The 21,759-nt window shown below is 42.4% G+C and carries 16 protein-coding genes and 3 tRNA genes; all 19 read right to left on the bottom strand.

What is annotated here, in order from left to right:
* Positions 1-269: 269 nt before the first annotated feature.
* Positions 270-731 carry a type IV pilin protein gene (locus FHS24_RS06095; protein ID WP_183619740.1) on the bottom strand — a complete coding sequence of 154 codons (462 nt, stop codon included), beginning with the start codon at positions 729-731 and terminating at the stop codon, positions 270-272.
* Positions 725-1,243, bottom strand: coding sequence for a type IV pilin protein (locus tag FHS24_RS06090; protein WP_320158063.1), 519 nt, complete (start codon positions 1,241-1,243; stop codon positions 725-727). Before FHS24_RS06090 ends, FHS24_RS06095 begins: the two co-directional genes overlap by 7 nt.
* Positions 1,244-5,266 (bottom strand): pilus assembly protein, encoded by a 4,023-nt coding sequence (locus tag FHS24_RS06085; RefSeq protein ID WP_183619738.1) that lies wholly within the window; start codon positions 5,264-5,266, stop codon positions 1,244-1,246.
* Between the two features lie 22 nt (positions 5,267-5,288).
* The gene (locus tag FHS24_RS06080) at positions 5,289-6,098 is read right to left on the bottom strand and encodes a PilX N-terminal domain-containing pilus assembly protein (RefSeq protein WP_183619736.1); all 810 of its coding nucleotides are present in this window, start codon (positions 6,096-6,098) and stop codon (positions 5,289-5,291) included.
* Positions 6,095-7,147 (bottom strand): PilW family protein, encoded by a 1,053-nt coding sequence (locus FHS24_RS06075; protein WP_183619734.1) that lies wholly within the window; start codon positions 7,145-7,147, stop codon positions 6,095-6,097. The genes FHS24_RS06080 and FHS24_RS06075 overlap by 4 nt, the downstream gene beginning before the upstream one ends.
* Complete coding sequence (gene pilV, locus FHS24_RS06070) at positions 7,147-7,716, bottom strand: type IV pilus modification protein PilV (protein ID WP_183619732.1); 570 nt, start codon at positions 7,714-7,716, stop codon at positions 7,147-7,149. The genes FHS24_RS06075 and pilV overlap by 1 nt, the downstream gene beginning before the upstream one ends.
* Positions 7,716-8,216: a pilus assembly FimT family protein gene (locus tag FHS24_RS12425; protein ID WP_227671675.1), complete on the bottom strand. Its 501-nt coding sequence runs from the start codon at positions 8,214-8,216 to the stop codon at positions 7,716-7,718. Before FHS24_RS12425 ends, pilV begins: the two co-directional genes overlap by 1 nt.
* 363 nt (positions 8,217-8,579) lie before the next feature.
* Positions 8,580-9,383, bottom strand: a complete 804-nt coding sequence (locus tag FHS24_RS06060; protein ID WP_183619730.1) for a ComF family protein — start codon at positions 9,381-9,383, stop codon at positions 8,580-8,582.
* A 27-nt stretch (positions 9,384-9,410) separates the two neighbouring features.
* Positions 9,411-10,862, bottom strand: coding sequence for a phospholipase A (locus tag FHS24_RS06055; protein WP_183619728.1), 1,452 nt, complete (start codon positions 10,860-10,862; stop codon positions 9,411-9,413).
* A gap of 378 nt (positions 10,863-11,240) precedes the next feature.
* Positions 11,241-13,457: a protein-disulfide reductase DsbD gene (gene dsbD / locus FHS24_RS06050; RefSeq protein WP_183619726.1), complete on the bottom strand. Its 2,217-nt coding sequence runs from the start codon at positions 13,455-13,457 to the stop codon at positions 11,241-11,243.
* An 87-nt stretch (positions 13,458-13,544) separates the two neighbouring features.
* A complete protein-coding gene (locus tag FHS24_RS06045; protein ID WP_183619724.1) occupies positions 13,545-14,114 on the bottom strand; it encodes a protein-disulfide reductase DsbD domain-containing protein in 570 nt (189 codons plus the stop codon).
* A 290-nt stretch (positions 14,115-14,404) separates the two neighbouring features.
* Entirely contained in the window at positions 14,405-14,866 is a 462-nt protein-coding gene (gspG, locus tag FHS24_RS06040) for a type II secretion system major pseudopilin GspG (protein ID WP_227671693.1), read from the bottom strand.
* 516 nt (positions 14,867-15,382) lie between these two features.
* On the bottom strand, positions 15,383-16,585 hold the full coding sequence (gene gspF / locus FHS24_RS06035; protein ID WP_183619722.1) for a type II secretion system inner membrane protein GspF: 1,203 nt from the start codon (positions 16,583-16,585) through the stop codon (positions 15,383-15,385).
* Positions 16,586-16,662: 77 nt separating this feature from the next.
* Entirely contained in the window at positions 16,663-17,814 is a 1,152-nt protein-coding gene (locus tag FHS24_RS06030; RefSeq protein ID WP_183619720.1) for a hypothetical protein, read from the bottom strand.
* 329 nt (positions 17,815-18,143) lie between these two features.
* Entirely contained in the window at positions 18,144-19,085 is a 942-nt protein-coding gene (locus FHS24_RS06025) for a helix-turn-helix transcriptional regulator (protein ID WP_183619717.1), read from the bottom strand.
* Between the two features lie 466 nt (positions 19,086-19,551).
* Positions 19,552-19,627, bottom strand: a tRNA-His gene (locus tag FHS24_RS06020).
* A 39-nt stretch (positions 19,628-19,666) separates the two neighbouring features.
* Positions 19,667-19,743 (bottom strand) — tRNA-Arg (locus FHS24_RS06015).
* Positions 19,744-19,836: 93 nt separating this feature from the next.
* A tRNA-Pro gene (locus FHS24_RS06010) sits at positions 19,837-19,913 on the bottom strand.
* A gap of 246 nt (positions 19,914-20,159) precedes the next feature.
* Complete coding sequence (locus FHS24_RS06005; protein ID WP_183619715.1) at positions 20,160-21,749, bottom strand: McrC family protein; 1,590 nt, start codon at positions 21,747-21,749, stop codon at positions 20,160-20,162.
* Positions 21,750-21,759 lie beyond the last annotated feature (10 nt).

Here is a 21,759-nt window from a genome sequence, read left to right as displayed (position 1 = left end):
ATAAGCTTTTTTCTCTTAATATAATTGTTGCATATAACGTGCCAACGTTATTGAGCTCACTTTAGCTTATAGAAAAAATTTCTTTAAGAAGTTATTCATTGTATGAAACTATTAAAAACCATTGAATTATTACTTCTTCTCAGCAATAAATTTTTTAATATGACAGATATTGTTACCACTAACTTACCGAAATTTATTCAGCGAGTGACATTTATTGTTCATTAGTAATTATAACTGACAATTTTTGTCGGTATTATCTAAACATTTTGCTAATTCCACTCATCGCCAAACCCACATACCTTACCAGGACCGCTACCGCGACATTTATTACCTTGCGGGTTAAGGGTTAGTGCCCCATCATTCGCCATCTGACGACCTGATATAGGAGTAGCTGTGAGTGTCCAGTTCCTACCATTCAACCTACTACCGCTGACGGGCATAATAGTGACATTATAAAGCGCTGTACCTGTACTAGGGAAGGTTGTACTGCTACCCGTTACCGTGTTGGTAAAAATCTCATTAAGCGGAATACGGTCATAGCGCTTATAAGTAATCTTATTCGCCTCTATCTTAGAAGCAATCTGCTGCATCTCTGCCATCATATCGACGCGCTTGGTCTTGATCACGTATTCTTGATAGCTTGGGATAGCAATAGCAGCAATAATACCTATTATAGCGACGACTATCAAAAGCTCAATGAGACTGAAGCCTTGTATTGGGCGCTTTACCATGACTTGCTCCCTGCTCCGCAGTTCTGTACTGTTACCGCAAGTAGCATAATATTGCTGACTTTTGAGGCGCATTTAATACCTTGGCTAGTGAATGCCAGCATAGGACTGTTTGCCACCAAGCTCCCCGCACGTGGCGTGGCAACCATGACCCAACTATTCGCCGGCTGCGCTGTGGATAGTGAAGTCGCGGTAGGTGTGCCGACTGAGTTCACATTCATAATCTGTATCGCATAATTGTGATTGGCGACAGTGCTGCCACTAGGGACATAGATCGTATTAGCAGTGGTAGACCAACCCTGACGTGGTGTAAAGCCACCATAGGTTAGGGTTTTCGCCCGCCACTGCTCAAGCTCTACGCTCATACCTAACATACTTGACTCAGCCTCACTACGTGCGTTTTTTTGCACGTATTGCCTATATGAAGGTATGGCGATAGCAGAAAGGATACCCAGTATCATTACGACTACCATTAATTCGATCAGGGTAAAACCATGCTCACTATGGCGGCTCACTTATCTCTCCTTCCACTGCATAGGATCTATCTGAGAGTCTGTGACAACTTTACAGTTGGTACCAGAACAGTTGACTCCTTCTGTGAGCGGATTGACCTTAAGTTCTACTTTACCAGTACTACAATCCCCACCTGGACAGAAGTTCTCAAGAACCACGACGCTGTTTTTGGTGTCCCCATCAAAGTTACCATCTGAGATAATATTATCTACGATACCGATACCAGCATTGGATAAATAACGCGTTTTTCTTACGGTCCAATCACCAGTGGGCTTACCATCGGCATCGACAGTAAGATTGCCATTGGCATCGACTGCTTTACTTAGACATACTCCATAAGGTAAGCATAACTGCTCTCTTTGAGTACGACCCGTCACCCCAGCAGAACATGTACCCGATGTATCACCAACATTAGGATTATAAACCGTCGTGAACAACAGCCCTGCTATGGCATCAGGCTGATTGAACATTTTGAGACCTCTATTGTTACTTGTAACGGTTTGTGTACCTGTGCCATTGGTTTCTGACCACACTGTCAATGGCATATACCAGCCCAGTTTACTATAGGTATCCATTTGCGTTTTGATCGTAGCATCATTACTGAACTCACCAGAAGTATCGGTAGTTAGAGGGACCAAGTTCGCAGGTGTAATGGCGCTTGCTTGTTTCAAAGTCGTGGTCACACCAGCACACTCATTATCTGGCGTATCTTGAACGTCATAACAGAATAAATCTGATCTTGCGATATCGCGATCGACAAAGGTATAGATGCGATCAGCTACTTCACGCTGTGCTCTCACAGGAGAGCTTCTATCACCTGTACCTACCGTTACTAACCCTACGATTCCAGGGTTTTCACCAACTCTAGTAAATGTAACTAATGGCTTCTCATATATTCTCGGCAATGCGTCAGTGCCAGCAGAGGCAGCGTTAGTACCACTAGCCGATAAGTCAAGTATCTTAGCGACTCGCTCGACCTTGAAATCGTTAGCATCTTCAGCGCTGTTAATATCTACGCGCCATACACGACCACCTAAGTCAGCGAAGACTACCTGATCCGTCAGACCATCATAGTTACGATCAAGCACTCGTACTTCGGTCACAATACTGTGATTCATATCGGTTACTTTAGTGAAGTTGGCATTGCCAGCGCCATTATTATCGCTACTGGTCCACCACAGTAGATCGCCCTTACCGATAGCGTCAAAGCTGCTCTCATTACTCGCGTCAGGGTTGGTCGCTGAGGTGCTATCGACTTGTTCTTGACCGACTTGCACCATATACAGACTATTGCCTTGCGCATTAGTCTTACCATTACAACCTGGAACGGTATTGGTAGTAATAGCTGTGCCTAATTGAAATTTCGGATCTTCATAGCAGCGATCATAACCACCTGCTAGGAAGTTGACCATAACACGTTTACCACCTTTCATTACATAGCCGACTCCTGGCTTTGCAAAGCTAAGCCCCATTCTCGCGTAGGCTTTTTGTTGGTTGGTATTCGTAGTCGCATCGGCGACAATATCATTTTTGACGCCTTTAGCATTGGTACTACCATCTATCGCATAAGTCGAGCCTACTGAATAGATCATCTTCGGGCTACTAATATCTGTTAGGTTGAGCCCATAATACATCGACCCACCCATTCGTAATCCACCAAATGCGAGAGACTGTAGCGCAGTTATTTCAGTGTCCGTATATTTATAATTATTGAATACGGTCCAAGGTCCATCGACACCGAATATAGGATGGGTTGTTGAGACTCTATCGGGATCAACGAAACTTGCGCCTTGTTGTTCTAAGACATGCTTGGGTATAAAGGTAAAGACTTCTTCGCCTGCAGTATTGCTTCCATAATTGGAATCTTTTATAAGATGAAGAGCACCATCAAGTGAGCCGTATAGTACATAGTCCTCGCGTTTGGTATTGTCAATCGAACCATCCGCTTTTAGCTCTGCTTTTTTGGAGAGAAGTTGTGGCAATGAATGCAATACACCGCCCAATTGCTTCTTGTTGCGATCAAAAGCGACGCCAACTACAGTAGAATCATTCACATTCAGTGAATTGGCAACTGGAAACCCTAAAAAGTTTAAGAGTTGCTGCTTCTGAGGATTGGTGTAGCTCGTCAGTACATTGAAGCCTACTGGCTTTGCAGTTGCTGCTATCGCATCTGTATAGATGTTTTTAAGCGTCCCGCCTTGATTAACGTAGAGCTTGCGGCTATTACTGTTTTCGAAGATATGCTGATAGGTACCTCCAACTTGGGGTTTACCCATATCAGGTCGCCTAGTATCTGCACGATTAGTATTAATAATCGTGTTATACAAGTCAGAAGTATTCAAGGCAAATACGCCATCCTTACCAGTGAATACTGCCTTATTATCCTTATCGACCAAAGTGCCGTTTTTAACATTATATTTTTTCAGATTACCACGCCATAGTTTTTTTGGCGATAATGGGTCTGGATCAAGTATAGGCAGATAAGCAAACTTACGCGAGGTTGAGACATTAAGGTCATCTAGTGGTACTGCCATACTACCTGTAGATATAGGAGGGATATCAGTCGTTAGCCTACCCGTCAAAGATTTAACACTGTTGACAATATCTTCTGCACTCTCAGCATAATAAAAACCACCTTGACCTTTGATACCAAGGTTACATAGCTTTTTGACATTATCATCAGAAGCGGCATTGCAATCTACTGCTGTTGTAGCATTTCGTAAGCTACTATAAGCACCACCAAAACCAACCGTCGCTGTCTTAATTGCAATGCCACTTGGATTGGCAGTATTCAATAGCTTATCAGCAAAAACAGACATGCACGACCAACCAGAGTTATCATTATAGTCACTAGTACAAGTCACTGATAATGGTCCTGATGTGGATCCTGGAGGCGTTAAGGCGTTGTCCATAACCGTTGTGGCAATAGTTGCACTCGATTGGTTAGGTTCACCATCTGTTAGAAAGTAAATCCCATTACCCGCACAAGTCTTGTCACTTGGCGGTAGTGGCGATGCATAGTATTTTTCGTCGTCTGTTTTAGTGTTTCTTGCCGAATAAGGGAAACCACTATAAATATTATTGGTAAAATATTGCTCCTTAATTGGATAGGGGCTAATGTTGTTACTGGTAATTAAAGGATCATTAGCCTCTACACTATTTTTATAATAAGAAATATAATGGTTACGACTTCCATAATAATTATGCCTTTCCCAACCTTCTTTATATACAACATCATTATTTAAATCGCTATTACGTAAAGACCTCCCTAGGTTTTGCCAGTTATTACATTGTATAAGGTTATTACTGGAACTGATTGAATTTATATTAATAGGTTCCCAACCTATACACTTAGCATCTTCGCGTCCGTAACCAGTATCATATGACAGATTATTACGAAAAGTTTCTTTTTCTAACGTATATTCATTTTTAATCAGTTTATTAGTGGTTGTACCCATCATATAAGCGCCAGCCTCGGCATAGGCTTGCGAAGCAGGCGTCCATCCAAGTGGTTTTAATGTTGCTATAAAAGTATCGATATCTGCCTTATGGGTTGCATCTAGCTTTTTAGCGGGTATATCGATATGACCGTTATCTTTATTATTATATTCACGAGGATAGGTACCAATACCCAGCTTAACAATACCTTGCAGCTCAGGGTCTTTAACCAAATCATAGACGCCCATCTTGAGGTTATCAATACGGCGATACTTCCTAGCACCACTGTAATTACAATATTTACGTTCAAATGGATAATCAGAGGTCGCTCTTTGCGTCTGGATATTTCTAGTACATAGTGTATTACCATATAAATCGATATCATCCATACTGCCTGAAACATCTAGCATCAGAGTGATGACTGGCAGCGCTTCTTGTGGACCTTTATATATTTCCAGGTCTCCATGGCGCTCAAGACTGGCGTATGCAGCACTACCCAGCATACCTGTTACCACAGCAACCGTTAGTGCTTTAAACTGCCATGAAGGGAATTTATTATCCGTATCTGCTTTCATATTGTTTTTCATAATATTCACCTTTGTATATAGGTCAGCTTAAACAACGCACACCGATGGGTTTAGACTTATACGCTTGCATTTGGGTATTAAAAGGCACATTGAGATTCTCAAGGCAAGCATCAATACTGCATTCTGCTTTGGTTTTCGACGCATCAGCTTCACATTCCGCCTTTAAGATATCAGTATTTACGCGAGTCAAACACGTATTAACATCGTTGTTCGATGCATTAGAGAAGGCCGGAAGTAATGAAGTGGCATATACTTCAAAATCAGCGCATTCAAAAGGCGACTGCCCTGTGGCTGATATCTGATCATCAGTCCAAGTCAGATCCCCTTCTTGGCTATATGGCTCGGCTTCTTTGACATCGCTCTTTGCAAACGTGATTTGGGTGACGGTACGGCTTTCACCCACATAGTCTGCTGAGTCACCAACATTGCAAAAGCCATCGTTTTTACCAGAGATATATCCTGTGCCATCTATGGTTTTTTCAGTGAGCTTGGTTGCATTGAAGAACCTATTGGTCTTAGGGCGCACACAGAAGACAACCTCTCTACCAACATACTGTTTGCCTGGTCTGGTGACATAGCCTCGGACATTATCTACACTTTTACCTTGACCTATAGAACGGTCTTCTTTTTCTAGCTTATTGAATGCCGCGTCAGTAGATTGAAACGTCAATTTATTGACTTGAGAAGCCGTAGCAAGCTTTAGATCTGTGCTACTACGTTGTATCGCTATAGCGCCCATCAAGGTTATTAAGATGAGTACTAGTAAGACGACAATCAATACTGCGCCTGATTCTGAACCCCTGATAGATGTGCTGTTAGAAGTATGAATCATGGCTTACCTCGTGCATTCCGAATGAGAGTAGTGGTTTCATATACGTTTCTGAGGTACTTGCTACCGCTATTAGCAACTGGATTCAACTGCTGATCACGTCTGTCGAGTACATTAAAACGCAAACTACTGTTTTCTTGCTTAGACACCGTTGGCGTATCCGAACGAATCAGTAATCCTACTTGAACACTTACTATACGCCGACCTGCTAGCGTCGTTGGGTCACTAGGCAAAGGCTGATAGACAAGAGCTAAACTCGTAGGGTCAGATGCAAAGTCGTCTTGAGCTGTAGTCCCTAGCAGTACTCTGAAATAATCTACGTTTGGTATGACAATAGTGCCATTCCCAGTAAAATCCGCTAAATCCGCTGAGACATCGATACCCGCTGTTGTTGCAAGCGCTTCATCATAGGTATATGTCAACGAAGCACATGCAAGACCGAGACTGTTCGGCGTTACCGTAGTATCATTGCGGACAAAATAACGCTCTACTACATAATCGTCTTTAGCGATTTCTTCGCCATTACAAGTGAACATATTGTCTTGATATGCTTGATATTGAATAGTGAGTTGATCGCTTTTAGTATTCGTCGTTAAATTACTAGCGCTGTTAGTTGGAGCATTAGCAGATAATATAGTCGTCGGTAGAGCACTACTACCGTTTTTAAGACCATTTAGATTAGACCCAGTCCATGTTGTTACAGTAGTACTATTAGGCGGCGTACCCGTCGTTTTCGTTGTACTAGTTGGTCTAGTTAAAACAATTCCACCCTGTGGTGTTAAATGATTGAGATAGTAGGCACTCGTTGTATTTGAGTTTGCGCCATAGTTGGCTCTACGCAGATGTTGACTGAAATCATCTATTCCAAATACCGTATTATTTTGAATCTGAGAGCCTGCTTTCTGACGATTATTATTTACACTAGTCGTATAAAAAATTTGCAATGCTGCAGCAGAGATCAAGAGCCCTAGTACCAAAGCTATCATCAACTCAATGAGGGTAAAACCATTTTGAGATTTGTTAATAAGAGAGGAGTAATTTAAATTATTCATTAAGTTATCTCCATAAACATGCAAGTGGCTCTTGGATGATAAGCCCCACCTAGTGTAATCGTAGTATCTGCATTAGTAACTTGAGGCGTCAAACAATCAACATCACCATCACTACCTATAGTTGGGGTAGTACCGCCCCAAGCACTGATGAGACACCATGAATACATAACATTTGTAGCGTCCTGACCACCAGTACTAGGACAAGCATGTAGATTTACTGTGAATCCATGATTGCCCATATCTTGCGTATAAATATAAGCTTCTGCTGCTGCCAGCTGAGCTGGGGTACATGCTGTGGTATCAGAACCATAAAGGCCGCAGCTAATAGCGGGTGCACTCGCAGTAGGCGTATTGATTGCTGTCTGATAGGCGGTAATTGCGGTTGGGTTTAGTCTAATCTTCTCACCCATATTACGCATCATGACAAGAGATTGCGTACGTTCAAGGGATTCATCAGTAGCTTTTATGGCTTGACCTTGCATTGCTGTAAAGCCAAGCATAGCAACAGCTAGGATGAGTAGCGACACCATCACTTCTATTAAACCAAAACCTTTTTGCTGTGTATTCATTAGCAATTTGTCCCTGAACATTCAAACGCTCTCTTTGTATTTACTCGAACTCTTTGGGTCGTAGCACCTGCTCTCGTATCTCTTATATCGATCGCTAGATTAACAGCGCCACCCGTTGGTGTTGTTATATTGCCTTCTTTGCTAATAGATAAAGTAGTGACTGTAGCAGGGTTAAATGTTAGTGAGCTATTACTACTTAAGTTATAGCTGGCAAGTGTATTGCCGTTATTGACTAGTGTAATTAAATCATTAGTGTCATCATATTCCCAAACAATAGTATTCCGACTTATAGCGCTTTCGGACTTTGCTCTTGCTATCGAAGTCTGGACGACAGTGGAGGTGGATTTCACTTGATTTTGTGCTAATTGAGCACTGACATTAGGGGCTGCAATACCGACAATAATAGCAAGCACGGCAATCGTTACCATCAGCTCAATCAGCGTAAACCCTGAGCTGGTCATTCGTAATTTTTGTGCTGCCTTATTTCTAGATGCGTTCACATCAAATCCCTATCTATAGCTGTCACTATCTTTGATAAATGCTAGGTCTGTCATAGTAATAATTACCGTACCTAGCCCTTCTAAATTCTATTCTCAGCTTATTATTTTTTTAACTATATTCATTAAAAAACATGCAATTTTTGTTCCAATAGAAACAGTCGTTATACAGTAACGATACTTTTTTTCACTATATTTATTGATTCAATCATTTAAAACGTTAGTCATGCTTATGATGTTTTATTTAAACGATAAAAAATCGAAATATGTAGGTAAAATTTGTCAATAATATAACGTTAAGGTAACATATTAGCAACATAATAGTTATTATAAATCAATGAAAGCAATTTTTGATAGGAATGGATTTTACGATTGACTGCCGTGCGCTAACGCATAGGCTGATAGGTGATATGGATTAGAGTTTTTAGAATTAATAACTGACAAGTCTGTATATTCACCGCTTAGAGCATGACCTAATGCTTGCAGGCTAGACCCTGTGGTCGCGACATCATCAAATAATAATAAGCGTTTAACCGGAGGGTTTTCGATTAACGCAAAGGCATTGTTTAAATTACCTAAGCGTTCGGCACGTGTCAGCCCTTGTTGACTAATAGTATCATCGATACGTTCTACTCCTTGCCAAAGTGGAATGTGCCAATGCTTAGACAGTTGCGCGGCTAAAATACTGACGGGGTTAAAACCTCGTTTAACTAAGCGTTGATCCGTCGTTGGCATCGCAACTATGACACTATTATCCTGATGACAGCCATGTGGCCTAGGTAGTTGACGCAATATATGTAGCAATAACGGCAACTTGGTCATATCTTCATGATGCTTGAAAGCACGAATCGCTTGCCGTATTGGATAATCGTAATAGGTCGCTGCTTGAATAGACAGACTAGTGCCTATAGCGATATCGACTTCAAAAGGTTTGGGTAGCCACGCAATACTGTGATGACAATGCGAGCAGAGCAAGCCGCTATTAGAACGGTTATTAACTTGCTGGCGCAGTTTAGTAAAGAATGAATAATTATTTGGCGGACTTGGTGAGGGATGAGTTGGTACGAGTTGTGATTGCGGAATACTACGATAAATACGGCATAACTGGCAGCGTATGTCTCCATACTCTGCCAGCCATAGTCCGCTTTGATAAGGCGCTAAATGGCGCATCGGACAATGCCTATAGACGCGCTTATATTAGAAACCTTTCCAATCGTTAAGCATGATACCAAAACCAATAGAGGTATTTTCATGATTATAATCAATAATGGATTCGCCATAACCTTGGAATAGCTGTACATAGGCATTGACGTTTTTGCTTAATGGATAGACATAATCGATTTGCGCGGCGCCTTTATTGGTGCTTGGGTTATAGCGTAAGGTACCGCTTATACTCTGTTGCGCAGGCAAGTCATATAAGAATTTGATATCACCATAGCCCATGTAATCCTCGATATCTGGATTGTCTTCACTGCTAGAGCTCTCGTTATTAACGCGAGCCCATAGACGCGGTACGACCGACAGCTTGCCCCACTCTGCTCCTGCCATGAGATACGCACGGTTCCACGAGCGTGATAATGGATCGTCTTGCCCATTAGAGTGATGAATTGCCCCCGCACCCAACATGCGTAAACGGCCACCAAAAGGCAGGTCGGCTGACACTGGCTGAGTTAAAAATATCTCAGGCTGATAGTCGGTCGCGCGAAATGGTCGCGAGTTGTCTTCGTTATACACTTGCCAGTGCGACTCTTGGGTATAACCGAACCACAAATCGGCACTGGTATCGAACAAATCTTCCATTACTTTGGTCTTTAAAGACAGCTGGAACTTTAGCTCAGCATTGCGCGTGTCGTTAGACGTTAAAGGCTCTGCAGGTTGAGACGGTGTATTTGGGCCTAAATTGGGATCGAAAGTATAAAATATCGGTAGTATATAGGTCGGTCGGTACGGTCTAGCAGTCCACTTTCCGCGCTCACTGTTTTTATCCAAATCATAAGATAAGCTTAGCGGAGTGAATTTTTCGATGTCCATTTGTGTGACCCCTACGCTTTCTAAGACCTCAGCTTCCCTTTGCGTCATTCCAACGGTGTCTAAGCCTTCTGTATCCGCTAGCTGACTGTCTGCGGCACCATTGGCTGTCCCATTAGCAATCGTCATGACGGTGCTATTTTCTTCCACAAGGACAACTTGTGGATTACCGGAAAGGGTGCTTTGAAACGTTTTTGCCAAATCTACTGGCTGTTTATTGGTGGTATAGCTTGGCTTTTTGCCTTCTTCTGCCACTTTATCAAAACAGGCCAAACGGGCAGCACTGGTCTGAACTTGGCTACATTCATAAAACAATCGTGCTTGCTCGGCGACGAAATCTTTACTTATGACTTTATCGCTTTGCGCGGCTACATTTGGACTTACGACGCGCTTATTGACACTTTTTGAGGACTTATCCGCTTCAGCCTCAGATGCGATATCCTCTACAGGCAAATCCTCATAAATTTCACCGCCATTTGCAGCGTGGCCTTGCAGCGTAAAACAAGTAAGCGCCATACCGACTGCTATCGTTAAATAGCGCTTAGGTAGTTGAGTGTTGGTATTCTTTCGTGCTTGGATAAACGACAAAGAGGTGCGCTGCGGAGTAATATGGGAAAGCATAAGTGTCCTTTATCTAACTGACATCATCGCCAGCAGAGTATATGAGATAATTAATGTAACCATTAGCATTAACGCTAAAATAGAATAAGAACTAACAGAAAATCAATGAATTGGGACATAAAAGGCAGCCATTACGTATGGTAAGGCTCCTTTAGCAATGTTGCTTTATTGTAATGAAAATATGTGCACTATACTAGCGTTATCGCTGCATAATACCAGTATGAATAATAAGACAAACAATGATAAGTGCCGCGAAAGCAAGACTTTAGTGCACAAATTAAACATGTTATTTAATAAAAGCAAAAAAGCCAACGCCCTAGTATTAAAGGACGTTGGCTTTTTTCTATTAAGAATAAAGAGATATTTATCTAAATGGCGTTATTGGTTTAGTGCCGTTAAGGTTTGCTCAAACTCTGAGCGCCCAATTTCACCAACTTGCTGATTGGTCAATTGACCGTCTTGATAATATAGCAAGGCTGGCGGACCAAATAATTTATAACGCGCTAAGATTGCTTTTGAGTCGGCTGTGGTTTCTGTGATATCCAGTCGCACCAACTGCCAATCTTGCATCTGCATTGGACGATTATGAAATAAATTCTTATCCATGATCCGGCATTCAACACACCAATCAGCGGTCAAATCAACAATGACTTTGGGGTTGGCGGCGATAATCGTATCGAGCTCTGCAAGGGTGGTGATATGTTCATCTGTCGCATTATTAACCATTGGCTGACCTTCCGTCGTTTGCATCATCGGCGCGGCACTCAAGGATGCCAGCGGATATAGGCTATCGTCATTACCTAATGCGGCACCAATGATTAAACAGGCCGCCCAAATACCAGCAATCAATCCTAGCGCTTGGGTTAGCATACGACCTTTACCCAACCAGCTCCACGCCCACATCGCAACGACCATAAACCATAGTGCCCACACCATAAGCATCACAGGAGAGATAAAGACGCGCTCAATCAATAACAGTGCAACGGCAAAGAGTAATAAAGCAAAGCCTTGCTTAACCCAGTTCATCCACTCGCCAGCTTTGGGCATGATTTTACCTTGGGTCGCACCGATTAAAATAAGTGGCGCTGATAAACCAAAGCCTAGCATAAATAAAGCGGCAAACCCAAGAAGCGGGCTACCAATCGTCGATACCGCAAGTAGCGCACCAAATAATGGCGCAGAAACACACGGCGATACCACGAGCGCGGATAAAAAACCGGCGATTAAACTGCCGCCCGTACTACCAAGTTTACTATCCCCCGCTTGGCTTAAGCCTTGCATTTTACTACTAATAAAACTCGGTAAACGGATGCTAAACACACCTAGCATATATAACGCCAGTAGGACAAAGACAATGGCAAAGCTAATCAAGATAATAGGGTTTTGCAGCCAACCGATAATACCTAATGACTCGCCAAACACGGCGATGACCGCACCCAAAATACCATAAGCCGTTGCGACACCAATAGCATAACTGCTGGTTAAAATCACACCGCGTTTCACCGTTGGGTTATCTTCGCGAGCAACAATATTGGCAACAATCGGCAGCATCGGTAACACGCATGGTGTCAATGCCAAGCCTAACCCTGCCAAAAATAATAATACTAATGCTAACCACGGATGAGAAGCCAAACCAAAAGGATCGCTATCAACCGCATTATTGCCAGTTACTGTATTTCTGTCTGTTGCAAAACTATCATTGGTCGAAGTACCAATGCTTGCTGCCTCACTTGTGATATTACCACCTATAATATCTTCATCTGCCCCAGAAATGGTATTGGCGTCATCAAGCTCTGCATCCAAAGCCTCATCATCTAACAAGGCATAATCAATTACCTCATCATCTGATAAGGTTTGCGCTGCAGCGGCATTATTAGAATCAGTTACACTTGTAGATAACTGAGCACTGTCTGCAACGCTTTCATTAGTTACAGAAGTCTTAGATGCAGAATTTGTAGCGGAAGTGCTAGCGCTATTTGCTGCAGTCTGTTGCGGCGCGGCAGCAATATTAACCGTGGTGTTGATTTTTTCAGGTGGATAGCACAGCCCTGCTTTGGCACAGCCTTGCCAACCAATCGTCACAGCAGCATTATCCAAGCTCTTGCTATTACTATTGGTCAAAATGGTAGTGGCAACCATATTGGTTTGATCAAATACCGGTACGCGCCCGAAGGTTGGATCATCGATTGAAATTGGCTTTTGGCTAAAGGTAAAAGGTGCAGCAGTAACACCCGCTGGTAGGGTCAGTTTAATTTTGTCTTTATAAACATAATGCTCAGGCGTAATGTCAAAATTAATCGCTAAGCGGGTGCCATTATTGGCAGGTTTGCTACTAGGGCTGACCTGAAAAGCCTGATCAACTGACAAAAACTTCGGTTGGGCAGCGCTTTTATTACCGAATAAATCACCCAGTCCTGCCGCTTGCGTAGACATGGAGGTCGCGCTCACTCCAGTAGCGACTAGCGCAGTCAGTCCCGTCGGTAAAAACCCGGTAAATAACGAGCCACTGGCGATAGTAAATGCTAATAGATACGACTTTTTGGAAGCACGAATCGTTACTTGCGACGAAGTTTTTTCTGCTGTCTTAATGGACATGAAACGCTACCTATTGATGACTAATATGCTATGTATTACCTATACTTGCTATGCTTGAATTGAAGCGCTATCTACTTACGGGATTATTTATTTACGCACCGTACCAATATTTACCGTGGTTTTTATTTTTTCTGGCGGATAGCATAGCCCCGCTTTGGAGCAGCCTTGCCAGCCAATAATAACTGGTACATTTTTGGCGCCTTTGCCATTATTGGTGGTCAACGTGGTGGTTGCGACCATATTTTTTTGCGTAAAGACAGGCACTTTACCAAAGGTTGGATCATCAATAGATACTGGCGACTGACTGAAGCTAAATGGCGTGGCACTGATACCCTTAGGAAAACTGACAGTGAGCTTGTTTTTATAAACATAATGCCCAGGCGTGATATCAAAAGTAATCGATAACTGCGTACCTTTAGAGGTCGCTTTGGTTACACTGCCCACTTGAAAGGCTTTATCAACCGGCAAAAATTTCGATTGCGCCGTATTATTATTGCCAAACAGCTCACCTAGACCTGCTGCTTGCGCGCTCAACGGCGTCATTGATAATCCTGTCATCAATGAGCTGCTCATAAGAGCAAGTGCCAGCAAATGAGATTTTCGAGAAACGCGTTTATTTATAACAGTTGCTGTTAAAGTAGCTGTTTTTATAGACATAGATAATTACCTCTGATGACGGACTTTAATGATGGCTTTTCATGACCACTTGCCATAAGCGCTGATTAAATCCTGACTGTTTTGGCGATAGTATGAATACCAGAGCATACAGTAATGATATTGCTGCTTATAATCTGTACTGATACTTATTTTAAGTTTTAATAAAAAATATCAACCAATAAAGCCTTATTGGTTGATATTTAGAGAGTATTAATACGGTCTTAAGCAATAAAAATTTAATTATTAGCAAATAACTGAATTCTCATTTCTAATGATTCTTCAGGCTAGCCTTATAGCTGAGCATAAATATCCGCATCTTGCCCTTCGCCGCCCTGCTGCCCGTCTGCACCTAACGAAAATAGATCATAAGGACGGCCTCCACTACCCGGCGCTACATACTGCATCTCATTTTCCCAACCATCGGTCGGATAGCCACCTTTGATATAACCACCATCAGGATAATTTTTGGCATCGGCAGGCGGGGTTGTCAGTGCTTCTAGACCTTGGGCAGTGGTTGGATAACGTGAATTATCAACCTTGTACATATCAAGAGCATTGGAGACAGTAGCAAGCGCCGTTTCAGTGGTTTTAACGCGAGCTTTATCACTTTGCCCGACCACTTTTGGCACCACCAAACCTGCAAGGATAGCCAAAATTACAATCACCACCATAATCTCAATGAGGGTAAATCCAGACTGGCTATTACGCATTGGCTGATGGCTACGCACTGTGGTTTTGCTATCGTCATTCATGATAGCTACAGGTGTTCGAACATTATCAATAACAGTCTGCGGCATTATATTTACTTGGTTTTTTTTAGTCATAATCATCGCTTTTATCGTCACAGTTATATAAGTGGTCAGGAGCGCTCAGGTAATATTAGCGTGGTCTTAATGAATATTGAATCGATTATCACTATAGACCATGATTTTATTTTTATCCAGCGCTGCGATTAGATTATCCTCACGGTTACTGATTTTGCCAATATAAACCTGACAAAAGCAGCAAACTTCACATAAGCGGATAATAAATAATGTAAAACCTTTAGAATACAAAGTGAAAGTCAAAGCAGATTGATGCTACCTACTATAACCCAATCCCTAAGCCGACTGAAGTATATACCCCATGTCCTCAACGATGTACAACAGTAAGCAAAGCTTAAGAAAGCTAGCACAGGATTTAGTAAGGTAAATAAAAGGAGAGTTTAAGTCGGATAAAAGTAGAATAAGTGCATTGAAGTGACTTAAAAATATAAAAAATGGTGTTTACTAACCTGCTAAGTCATTCATATTCACAATCGGTAGCATCACCGCCATCACAATAATCATCACCACCACACCCATGAGCACTAGCATTAACGGCTCAAGCAACGATAGCAAAGTACTGATAAAGTTGGTGGCTTCCGCTTCTTGCATGTTAGCCGCGCGGCTGAGCATGTTTTCAAGCTCGCCTGAGTTTTCACCACTTTTAATCATTTGTACCATCATCGGCGGAAAGTAAGTGGACTTGTCTAATTGACTCGATAAACTTGAACCCTCCGTCACCCTATCGGCTGCCGTAATAATGGTTTTTTGAATGTGTAAATTGGTCGTCACCGCCGCGCCAATATGTAACGCTTCAATTAGCGGCACACCCGAGCGCACCAATATCGCAAGCGTACTGGCAAAACGTGCGGCGTTAAGTCCTTTTGATAAGCGCGCCAATATCGGTAGCCTGAGCACAATACTGTCTATCGCTAATTTGCCCGCTTGGGTTTGGGCAAAACGATAAAATAAAAACGCTGCCCCTGCCAATACCAGTAGCATTAGCCACCACCACTGGGTAATAATATTGGATAAGCTCAGGACAATTTGGGTAATCAGCGGTAGCGCTTGTTCCGATTGCTCAAACACTTTAACAATCTTGGGTACTACAAAGCTCATCAAGCCCATAATCACCCCGACTGCCATCACCATCAGCACAATCGGATAGACCATTGCCCCTTGGATTTTCTTCTGTAGGGCAAAACGGTTTTCGGTGTAATCTGCTAATTGATTGAGAATTAGATCTAAGTGGCCAGACTTCTCACCTGCCGCAATGGTAGCAATATACAACGGCGGAAAACTGGCGGCTTGTTGCAGAGCACGCGCGAGGCTTAAACCTTCTAACACATGCGAGCGCACCGCAAGCATAAGAGATTTTATGTGGGTTTTTGGCGATTGTTTGGCGACCGCAGCAAGCGTTTCCTCTAAAGGAATACCGGCGGCAAGTAAGACTGATAACTGACGCGTCAGCAATGCCAATTCATAAGCAGAAGGTTTTTTATACCGGTTCTTGCTTTGACTTTGTCTATCATTGACAGCCGTGACTTCAACGGGCGTCCATTGTTTATCACGCAGCTGCTGGCGAACTTGGCGCGCAGAATCCCCTTCAAGTAAGCCTTTTTGGACACTGCCATGATCGTCTAACGCTTTATAATGATAAGCGGGCATAGCAGCGAATATCCTAAGGTGGTCAGTAAAAGGGGGATAAATCGAATTTTTAAAATAAATCTTGGAGAATTAATTATTTAGAAAAGCGGCGTAGAATCACTGCTATCCGGCATCAAGCCTTGTAATAGTAAAACATCTAAATGCTGTTGTTGCAGCTTTTTATCAAAATCATTGACCTCAGCTATCAGCATTCGCTCGATACGCTTGTCACTGGCAAAGACGCTTAACCTTGCACAAATAACCGCCAATTGATAAATACGTTTTTTGCAATAACCATCCAAACCTTGTAGCAGCCGCACCATATGCGGCGTCTCTAGACTGGCGTATTCATAGTCGCTCACGACCTGCTGACCCAACGCGGTAACACCATAATTGATAGACAGATGGGCGCAAAAATAGCAGCTAAATAAGTAACCAACCACATGACCGATATAATAACCACGATCATAAGTAAAGCTACTAACGCCAAAGTGCCCGAGGACGTAGCTGTTCAAACTGCCTTGATCCAAAATAGGCTTGTCATGCTTAAGCTTACCAACGGTAGCAAAGCGCAGGGGATTATGTCCATCCTGCGTTGTTAACTGCCAACCGGCGGGCTGCTGCGCGGGCATATGACGGACAATATCTTCGATAATATCATCGACCACATGCAGCTGCTGCCATAGCCGCTCTAGCCCATCGGTATCCATAAGACCACGTTTATCCAGCTGCTGCGCCAGTAAATATTGCTGATATTCTGCAAACTGTGTTTTTAGCGTTTGTACAAGATAAGTAGGACGGGTCGCGGCAGACGCCATATAGAGCTGGCGCGTGCGCTCATGCTGAGCGCGATAGAGTGCCACACGTTGAACGGCGACATTGGTATCGCTGTTAGTAGTATTTAGAGTTTGATGGGCAGATATTTGGCTAGCAGGTATTTGGTTGCCACTATTCACCCCAGCTTGTTCAAGCGGTAATTGTTTAGATGCCGATTTTTCAGATGCTAGATTTTCGACTGATAATTCATCAAAGTTATGCTCAGCATTTGGCAAAGTAAATAATGCCAACAATGCCGCTTTATCAAGCGTAGCCGTCACCTGACCTTTTTGCTTATTTTTTACCGTTCGCTGATTGTTTTTTACCTTACCTTTAACCTTTTTTTGATTAACGTCGTCTGTATTTGTAGTAGGCATGGCAGCGCCTTGAGTGTCATTTAAGGTTACGTTTGGTTTAGCGGTCGGTTCAGTCATAAAATACCATCAGCTGCAAAAAAACAACATTACCCAAGTCATATTAGCTATCAGCATAACATGGCTGTCATACCATGAGATTGAGATATAACCTGCTAAAAAATCAACGTATCAGCACATTTAGTCTTGGGCAATTAATTATTCTATAGTACCTGAACCTCAGTACATTGTCAGCTGTCCATCGCCGAAATACTGAGCATCAAAATCAGTGATAAAGGATGTTTCAAGCAGCGAAAAATTCTATCAATAATGAATATTGAATAAAAAAAGCGCTCAGGAAAATAAATAGCCTGAGCGCTTTTAAAAGATGTATAGGAGTTAAAATCTGACTAAGCGAGCATTTGTTGTTGATACTGCTGACGATAGGCTTTTGGCGAGACACCATAAACACGCTTAAAGGCTTGGCTAAAGGTCGAGTCTGAAGCGTAACCGACCAATTCACTGATACGGCTAATACTATTTTGCTGCAAACGCAAATATCGGGCGGCTAAGCGCAAACGATAATCCATCAAGTAGGTTAATGGTGGTATGCCGACCACTTCCTTGAAACGCTGTGCAAAGCTTGAGCGTGACATTCCTGCCACCTCAGCAAGCTTATGAATCGTCCAGTTTTTACTTGGCGATTCATGCATTGCTACCAGCGCTTTGGTCAAAAAGGGATCTTTCATGGCCATGAGCCAATTGTCAGTCGCTTCAGGCAGACTTTCAATATATATGCGCAGACACTCAATCATCATAATACTTGCCCAATGATTGATGACCGCAGCTTTGCCCATACGCTCGTGTTCAGTCTCTAACGTCAGCAGCCTAATCTCAACATCAATAACTTCAAACCGACCATCAGCTTCTTCGCCAATTTCAGGCAATATCGCTGGTAGCACGGACAATAAAGGCCGAATCATCGCCTTATCGTACTTACATTCAATCAGAATCAACGACGAATTGGGCTCACCGTCAAACTCACCTTGAAGATCCAGTGTATGCTTTTGACAATTTGCCAATGACTCATCTAACGGTGCAGCATTATCACCATGATGATTTAGCGCGTAACTGACATGCTTATGCGCACTTGGAACCATAATCATGTCACCGGCACGCACTTCTCGCGGACCATTGCCGACATCGATAGCAAAACCACCCGACATCACCAAATAAAATAAAATCGTATCTTGTCTTGTGATTGAATAAGACCAATTACCAACACCATTTAAACGATAATATTTCGTTTCGAATAAATGCACATTTTGTAGTAACACGCTCAGTGCGTCCATCCATCACTTCCTCAATAATTGGTACTCAATATAATAAATCTTAAATAATAGAAATAAAGCGCTTATCACTGCAAAATCTTTTAGAGTAATTCGGTAACAATTATAATTTTTATTTGATAGGCTTTTAGTTTCTTATAAATTCGAAGCAAAGAAATAAATAAAAATATTGAATAAATAATTTAATGTGACCACTGAATTTAATAAGGTTTAACAAATAATAGAAAATTGGCGAGCACATCTATCATAAGAAAAAAAGCGAAAAAAGGCTAGCAGACGCTGAGATAATTAAATGCCCAGGAAGTTTATAACTCATAAGAATTAAAGCAGCCGTATAGTTTACATAGCATAATAACTTAGAGAGCACATATTAATATTAAACAGACAGGCACGAAAAAATGCCAATGATGGCAAATGAGTTATTTTAATACTTTTGGATTTAATGAGGAAGGTAATGCAGAATAAAATATGGGGCGACTGATGGGACTCGAACCCACGACAACCGAGATCACAACCCGGGGCTCTACCAACTGAGCTACAACCGCCATAACTGTTGCCAAAAAAGGCAAGATTGACAGGCTAAATGGTGCGCCTGGCAGGATTCGAACCTGCGGCCACCTCCTTAGAAGGGAGATGCTCTATCCAACTGAGCTACAGGCGCTCTTAGAGGACTTTTATATATCTTGGCAAGCTTAGCATAGCAGAAACTAAACCATTATACATAAAAAAAAGCCTGTAAGGCTCTTTAAATAGATGGTCGGAGTGATAGGATTCGAACCTACGACCCTCTGGTCCCAAACCAGATGCGCTACCAAACTGCGCCACACTCCGAAATTCTCTATTATCACGATAGTTTGTTATCTAACTCGTTATCAGTAATACTGCTAACTTGTTAATGTTCCTCGCTATCGAGGTGCACATATTAAGGGGTAAAGCCGTTTGTGTCAACACTTATTTTTTATTATTTTCAAAGAATCGTTAAACTCTTTTAAAAACGTTAAATCTTAATGCAAATAGCGCTGACGCAACGTTGATTTTATCAACCATAATAGACACTGTCGTTTTCGACAGCGCTCATTATACTACATTTAAGTCCGGAAGCAAGCCGCCATTTATATCTCCAGTAATAACATTAAAAGGTATCAGCCATAATCTAGCGGCATTTAATGGCTTGTTAGCTGTTTTACGACAGTCTGTACTATCACCTTTATTACAAGCTTGCTGTCTAAGCTCAACGGGTTGCCTGCTATTATCCTGCACCGGATAAACCAACCATACTTGCTCTGCACGATAAGCCTGCGCATAACTGGTCAACTGATAGGCGTCATTGGCGCTAATAGCACAGGCGTGCGCTAGGTGCTTCCATTTCATATCAATCACGTGGCTATAGTGACCTGACCTCTCACTAATCTCTATATTACCTTGATTTTGAGTTTGACTTGGAATTAGCTGAGTATCATTGTCAGCAGCAGCAGCTGCTTTATATATCAATAAATCGGGACGAATAGACAGACACGCCTGCCCTTCTGCATCGTTTAGCCAGACACTTTGCGTTTGAAACAAAGGCTTATACGCCGAATTGGCTTGCTGAAACATTGTCGCGATACGCAGGCTTGCCCATTGCTCAAACGCTTGATTCATATCAATCAATAAACATAAAAGTGGTTGAGAGACGTTTTGGTTGGCTAGTGCATGCGAATTAATTCCATTTCCAGTATGGGTGGGAGATTGTTGCAATAGCCAATAAGCCAAATCTAATAACTGCTGCGCCGCTTGTGATTGCTGCTGAGATAAAGGCTGTAGCGCTAACTGGTGTTTTGCTTGCTGATATAGCGGCTTGAGCCGCTGCAGCTCATAACGACTTAGCACTGCTACTTGTTGCCACTGCTGTAATGACGGCAGTGACATTGATGTGGGAGATAGCGGTACAAGTAAAACCAGCGCACTTTTAATTAAGCGATTACTCAGCATATCTTGGCTCAGCACACTGCTCTCACAGACAAACTTATGCGGTTGCATACTGTTATGGCGAAGCTGTTCTTTAATCAGCAAGCGACCTTGTAGCGCTGCTTGGTTATGAACTTGCGCCTGATAGTGCTTAGTCGGTTGATAGTGAGCTAAACGCTGTACAAACTGCGCAATTAACCAGTCTGATAATGGTGGTACTTTAGTAGGCAGCGCCGCCAACTGAGTACTAAGTTGACCTAAGTTTTTTGTATTAGGGAGCTTGCTTTTAGATTGGCTACTATTGGTTAAGTCAACCAACATATCCTGTACCCATTGCCGCGTCTGATTAATAGCGCTAGATTTGGATGACTCGTATGGTTGCTGCGGATTGTGCTTGCTAGACATTTTTGCCATCAGCTTGGGTAATATCTCAAGCGCCATACCACTTGGTAATAAGATAACGCCAATATAATGGCCAACCTTTAGCTGCCATTGTCCCTGCTGGCGTTTAATACTAAAAACAGCATACTCTTGCGCCATTAACCAATGAAAATCCGTTGCGTGTGCAAAATCACGCGCCGTCAAACGCTGGTGTTCAAACACCGTAATAATATTAGCATCAAGTGCAGCCGCATTGACGTTATTAGTAATATTAGTAATATTAGCACTACTAATACTGCTACCTATCGCTTTACCCTCAGACTGTAATATTCTACTCATCACTAGCTAG

This window comes from Psychrobacter luti (assembly GCF_014192115.1).
Lineage (GTDB): Bacteria > Pseudomonadota > Gammaproteobacteria > Pseudomonadales > Moraxellaceae > Psychrobacter > Psychrobacter luti.
The sequence above is the reverse complement of the archived record's forward strand: the minus strand, read 5'-3'. Positions and strand labels throughout refer to the sequence as shown.

Bases quoted from the DNA above. Each gene is read 5' to 3' on its own strand.
- FHS24_RS06095 (WP_183619740.1), bottom strand. From the start codon at position 731: ATGGTAAAGCGCCCAATACAAGGCTTCAGTCTCATTGAGCTTTTGATA.
- FHS24_RS06085 (WP_183619738.1), bottom strand. From the start codon at position 5,266: ATGAAAAACAATATGAAAGCAGATACGGATAATAAATTCCCTTCATGG.
- FHS24_RS06080 (WP_183619736.1), bottom strand. From the start codon at position 6,098: ATGATTCATACTTCTAACAGCACATCTATCAGGGGTTCAGAATCAGGC.
- FHS24_RS06075 (WP_183619734.1), bottom strand. From the start codon at position 7,147: ATGAATAATTTAAATTACTCCTCTCTTATTAACAAATCTCAAAATGGT.
- pilV (WP_183619732.1), bottom strand. From the start codon at position 7,716: ATGAATACACAGCAAAAAGGTTTTGGTTTAATAGAAGTGATGGTGTCG.
- FHS24_RS06060 (WP_183619730.1), bottom strand. From the start codon at position 9,383: ATGCGCCATTTAGCGCCTTATCAAAGCGGACTATGGCTGGCAGAGTAT.
- FHS24_RS06055 (WP_183619728.1), bottom strand. From the start codon at position 10,862: ATGCTTTCCCATATTACTCCGCAGCGCACCTCTTTGTCGTTTATCCAA.
- dsbD (WP_183619726.1), bottom strand. From the start codon at position 13,457: ATGTCCATTAAGACAGCAGAAAAAACTTCGTCGCAAGTAACGATTCGT.
- FHS24_RS06045 (WP_183619724.1), bottom strand. From the start codon at position 14,114: ATGTCTATAAAAACAGCTACTTTAACAGCAACTGTTATAAATAAACGC.
- gspG (WP_227671693.1), bottom strand. From the start codon at position 14,866: ATGAATGACGATAGCAAAACCACAGTGCGTAGCCATCAGCCAATGCGT.
- gspF (WP_183619722.1), bottom strand. From the start codon at position 16,585: ATGCCCGCTTATCATTATAAAGCGTTAGACGATCATGGCAGTGTCCAA.
- FHS24_RS06030 (WP_183619720.1), bottom strand. From the start codon at position 17,814: ATGACTGAACCGACCGCTAAACCAAACGTAACCTTAAATGACACTCAA.
- FHS24_RS06025 (WP_183619717.1), bottom strand. From the start codon at position 19,085: ATGGACGCACTGAGCGTGTTACTACAAAATGTGCATTTATTCGAAACG.
- FHS24_RS06005 (WP_183619715.1), bottom strand. From the start codon at position 21,749: ATGAGTAGAATATTACAGTCTGAGGGTAAAGCGATAGGTAGCAGTATT.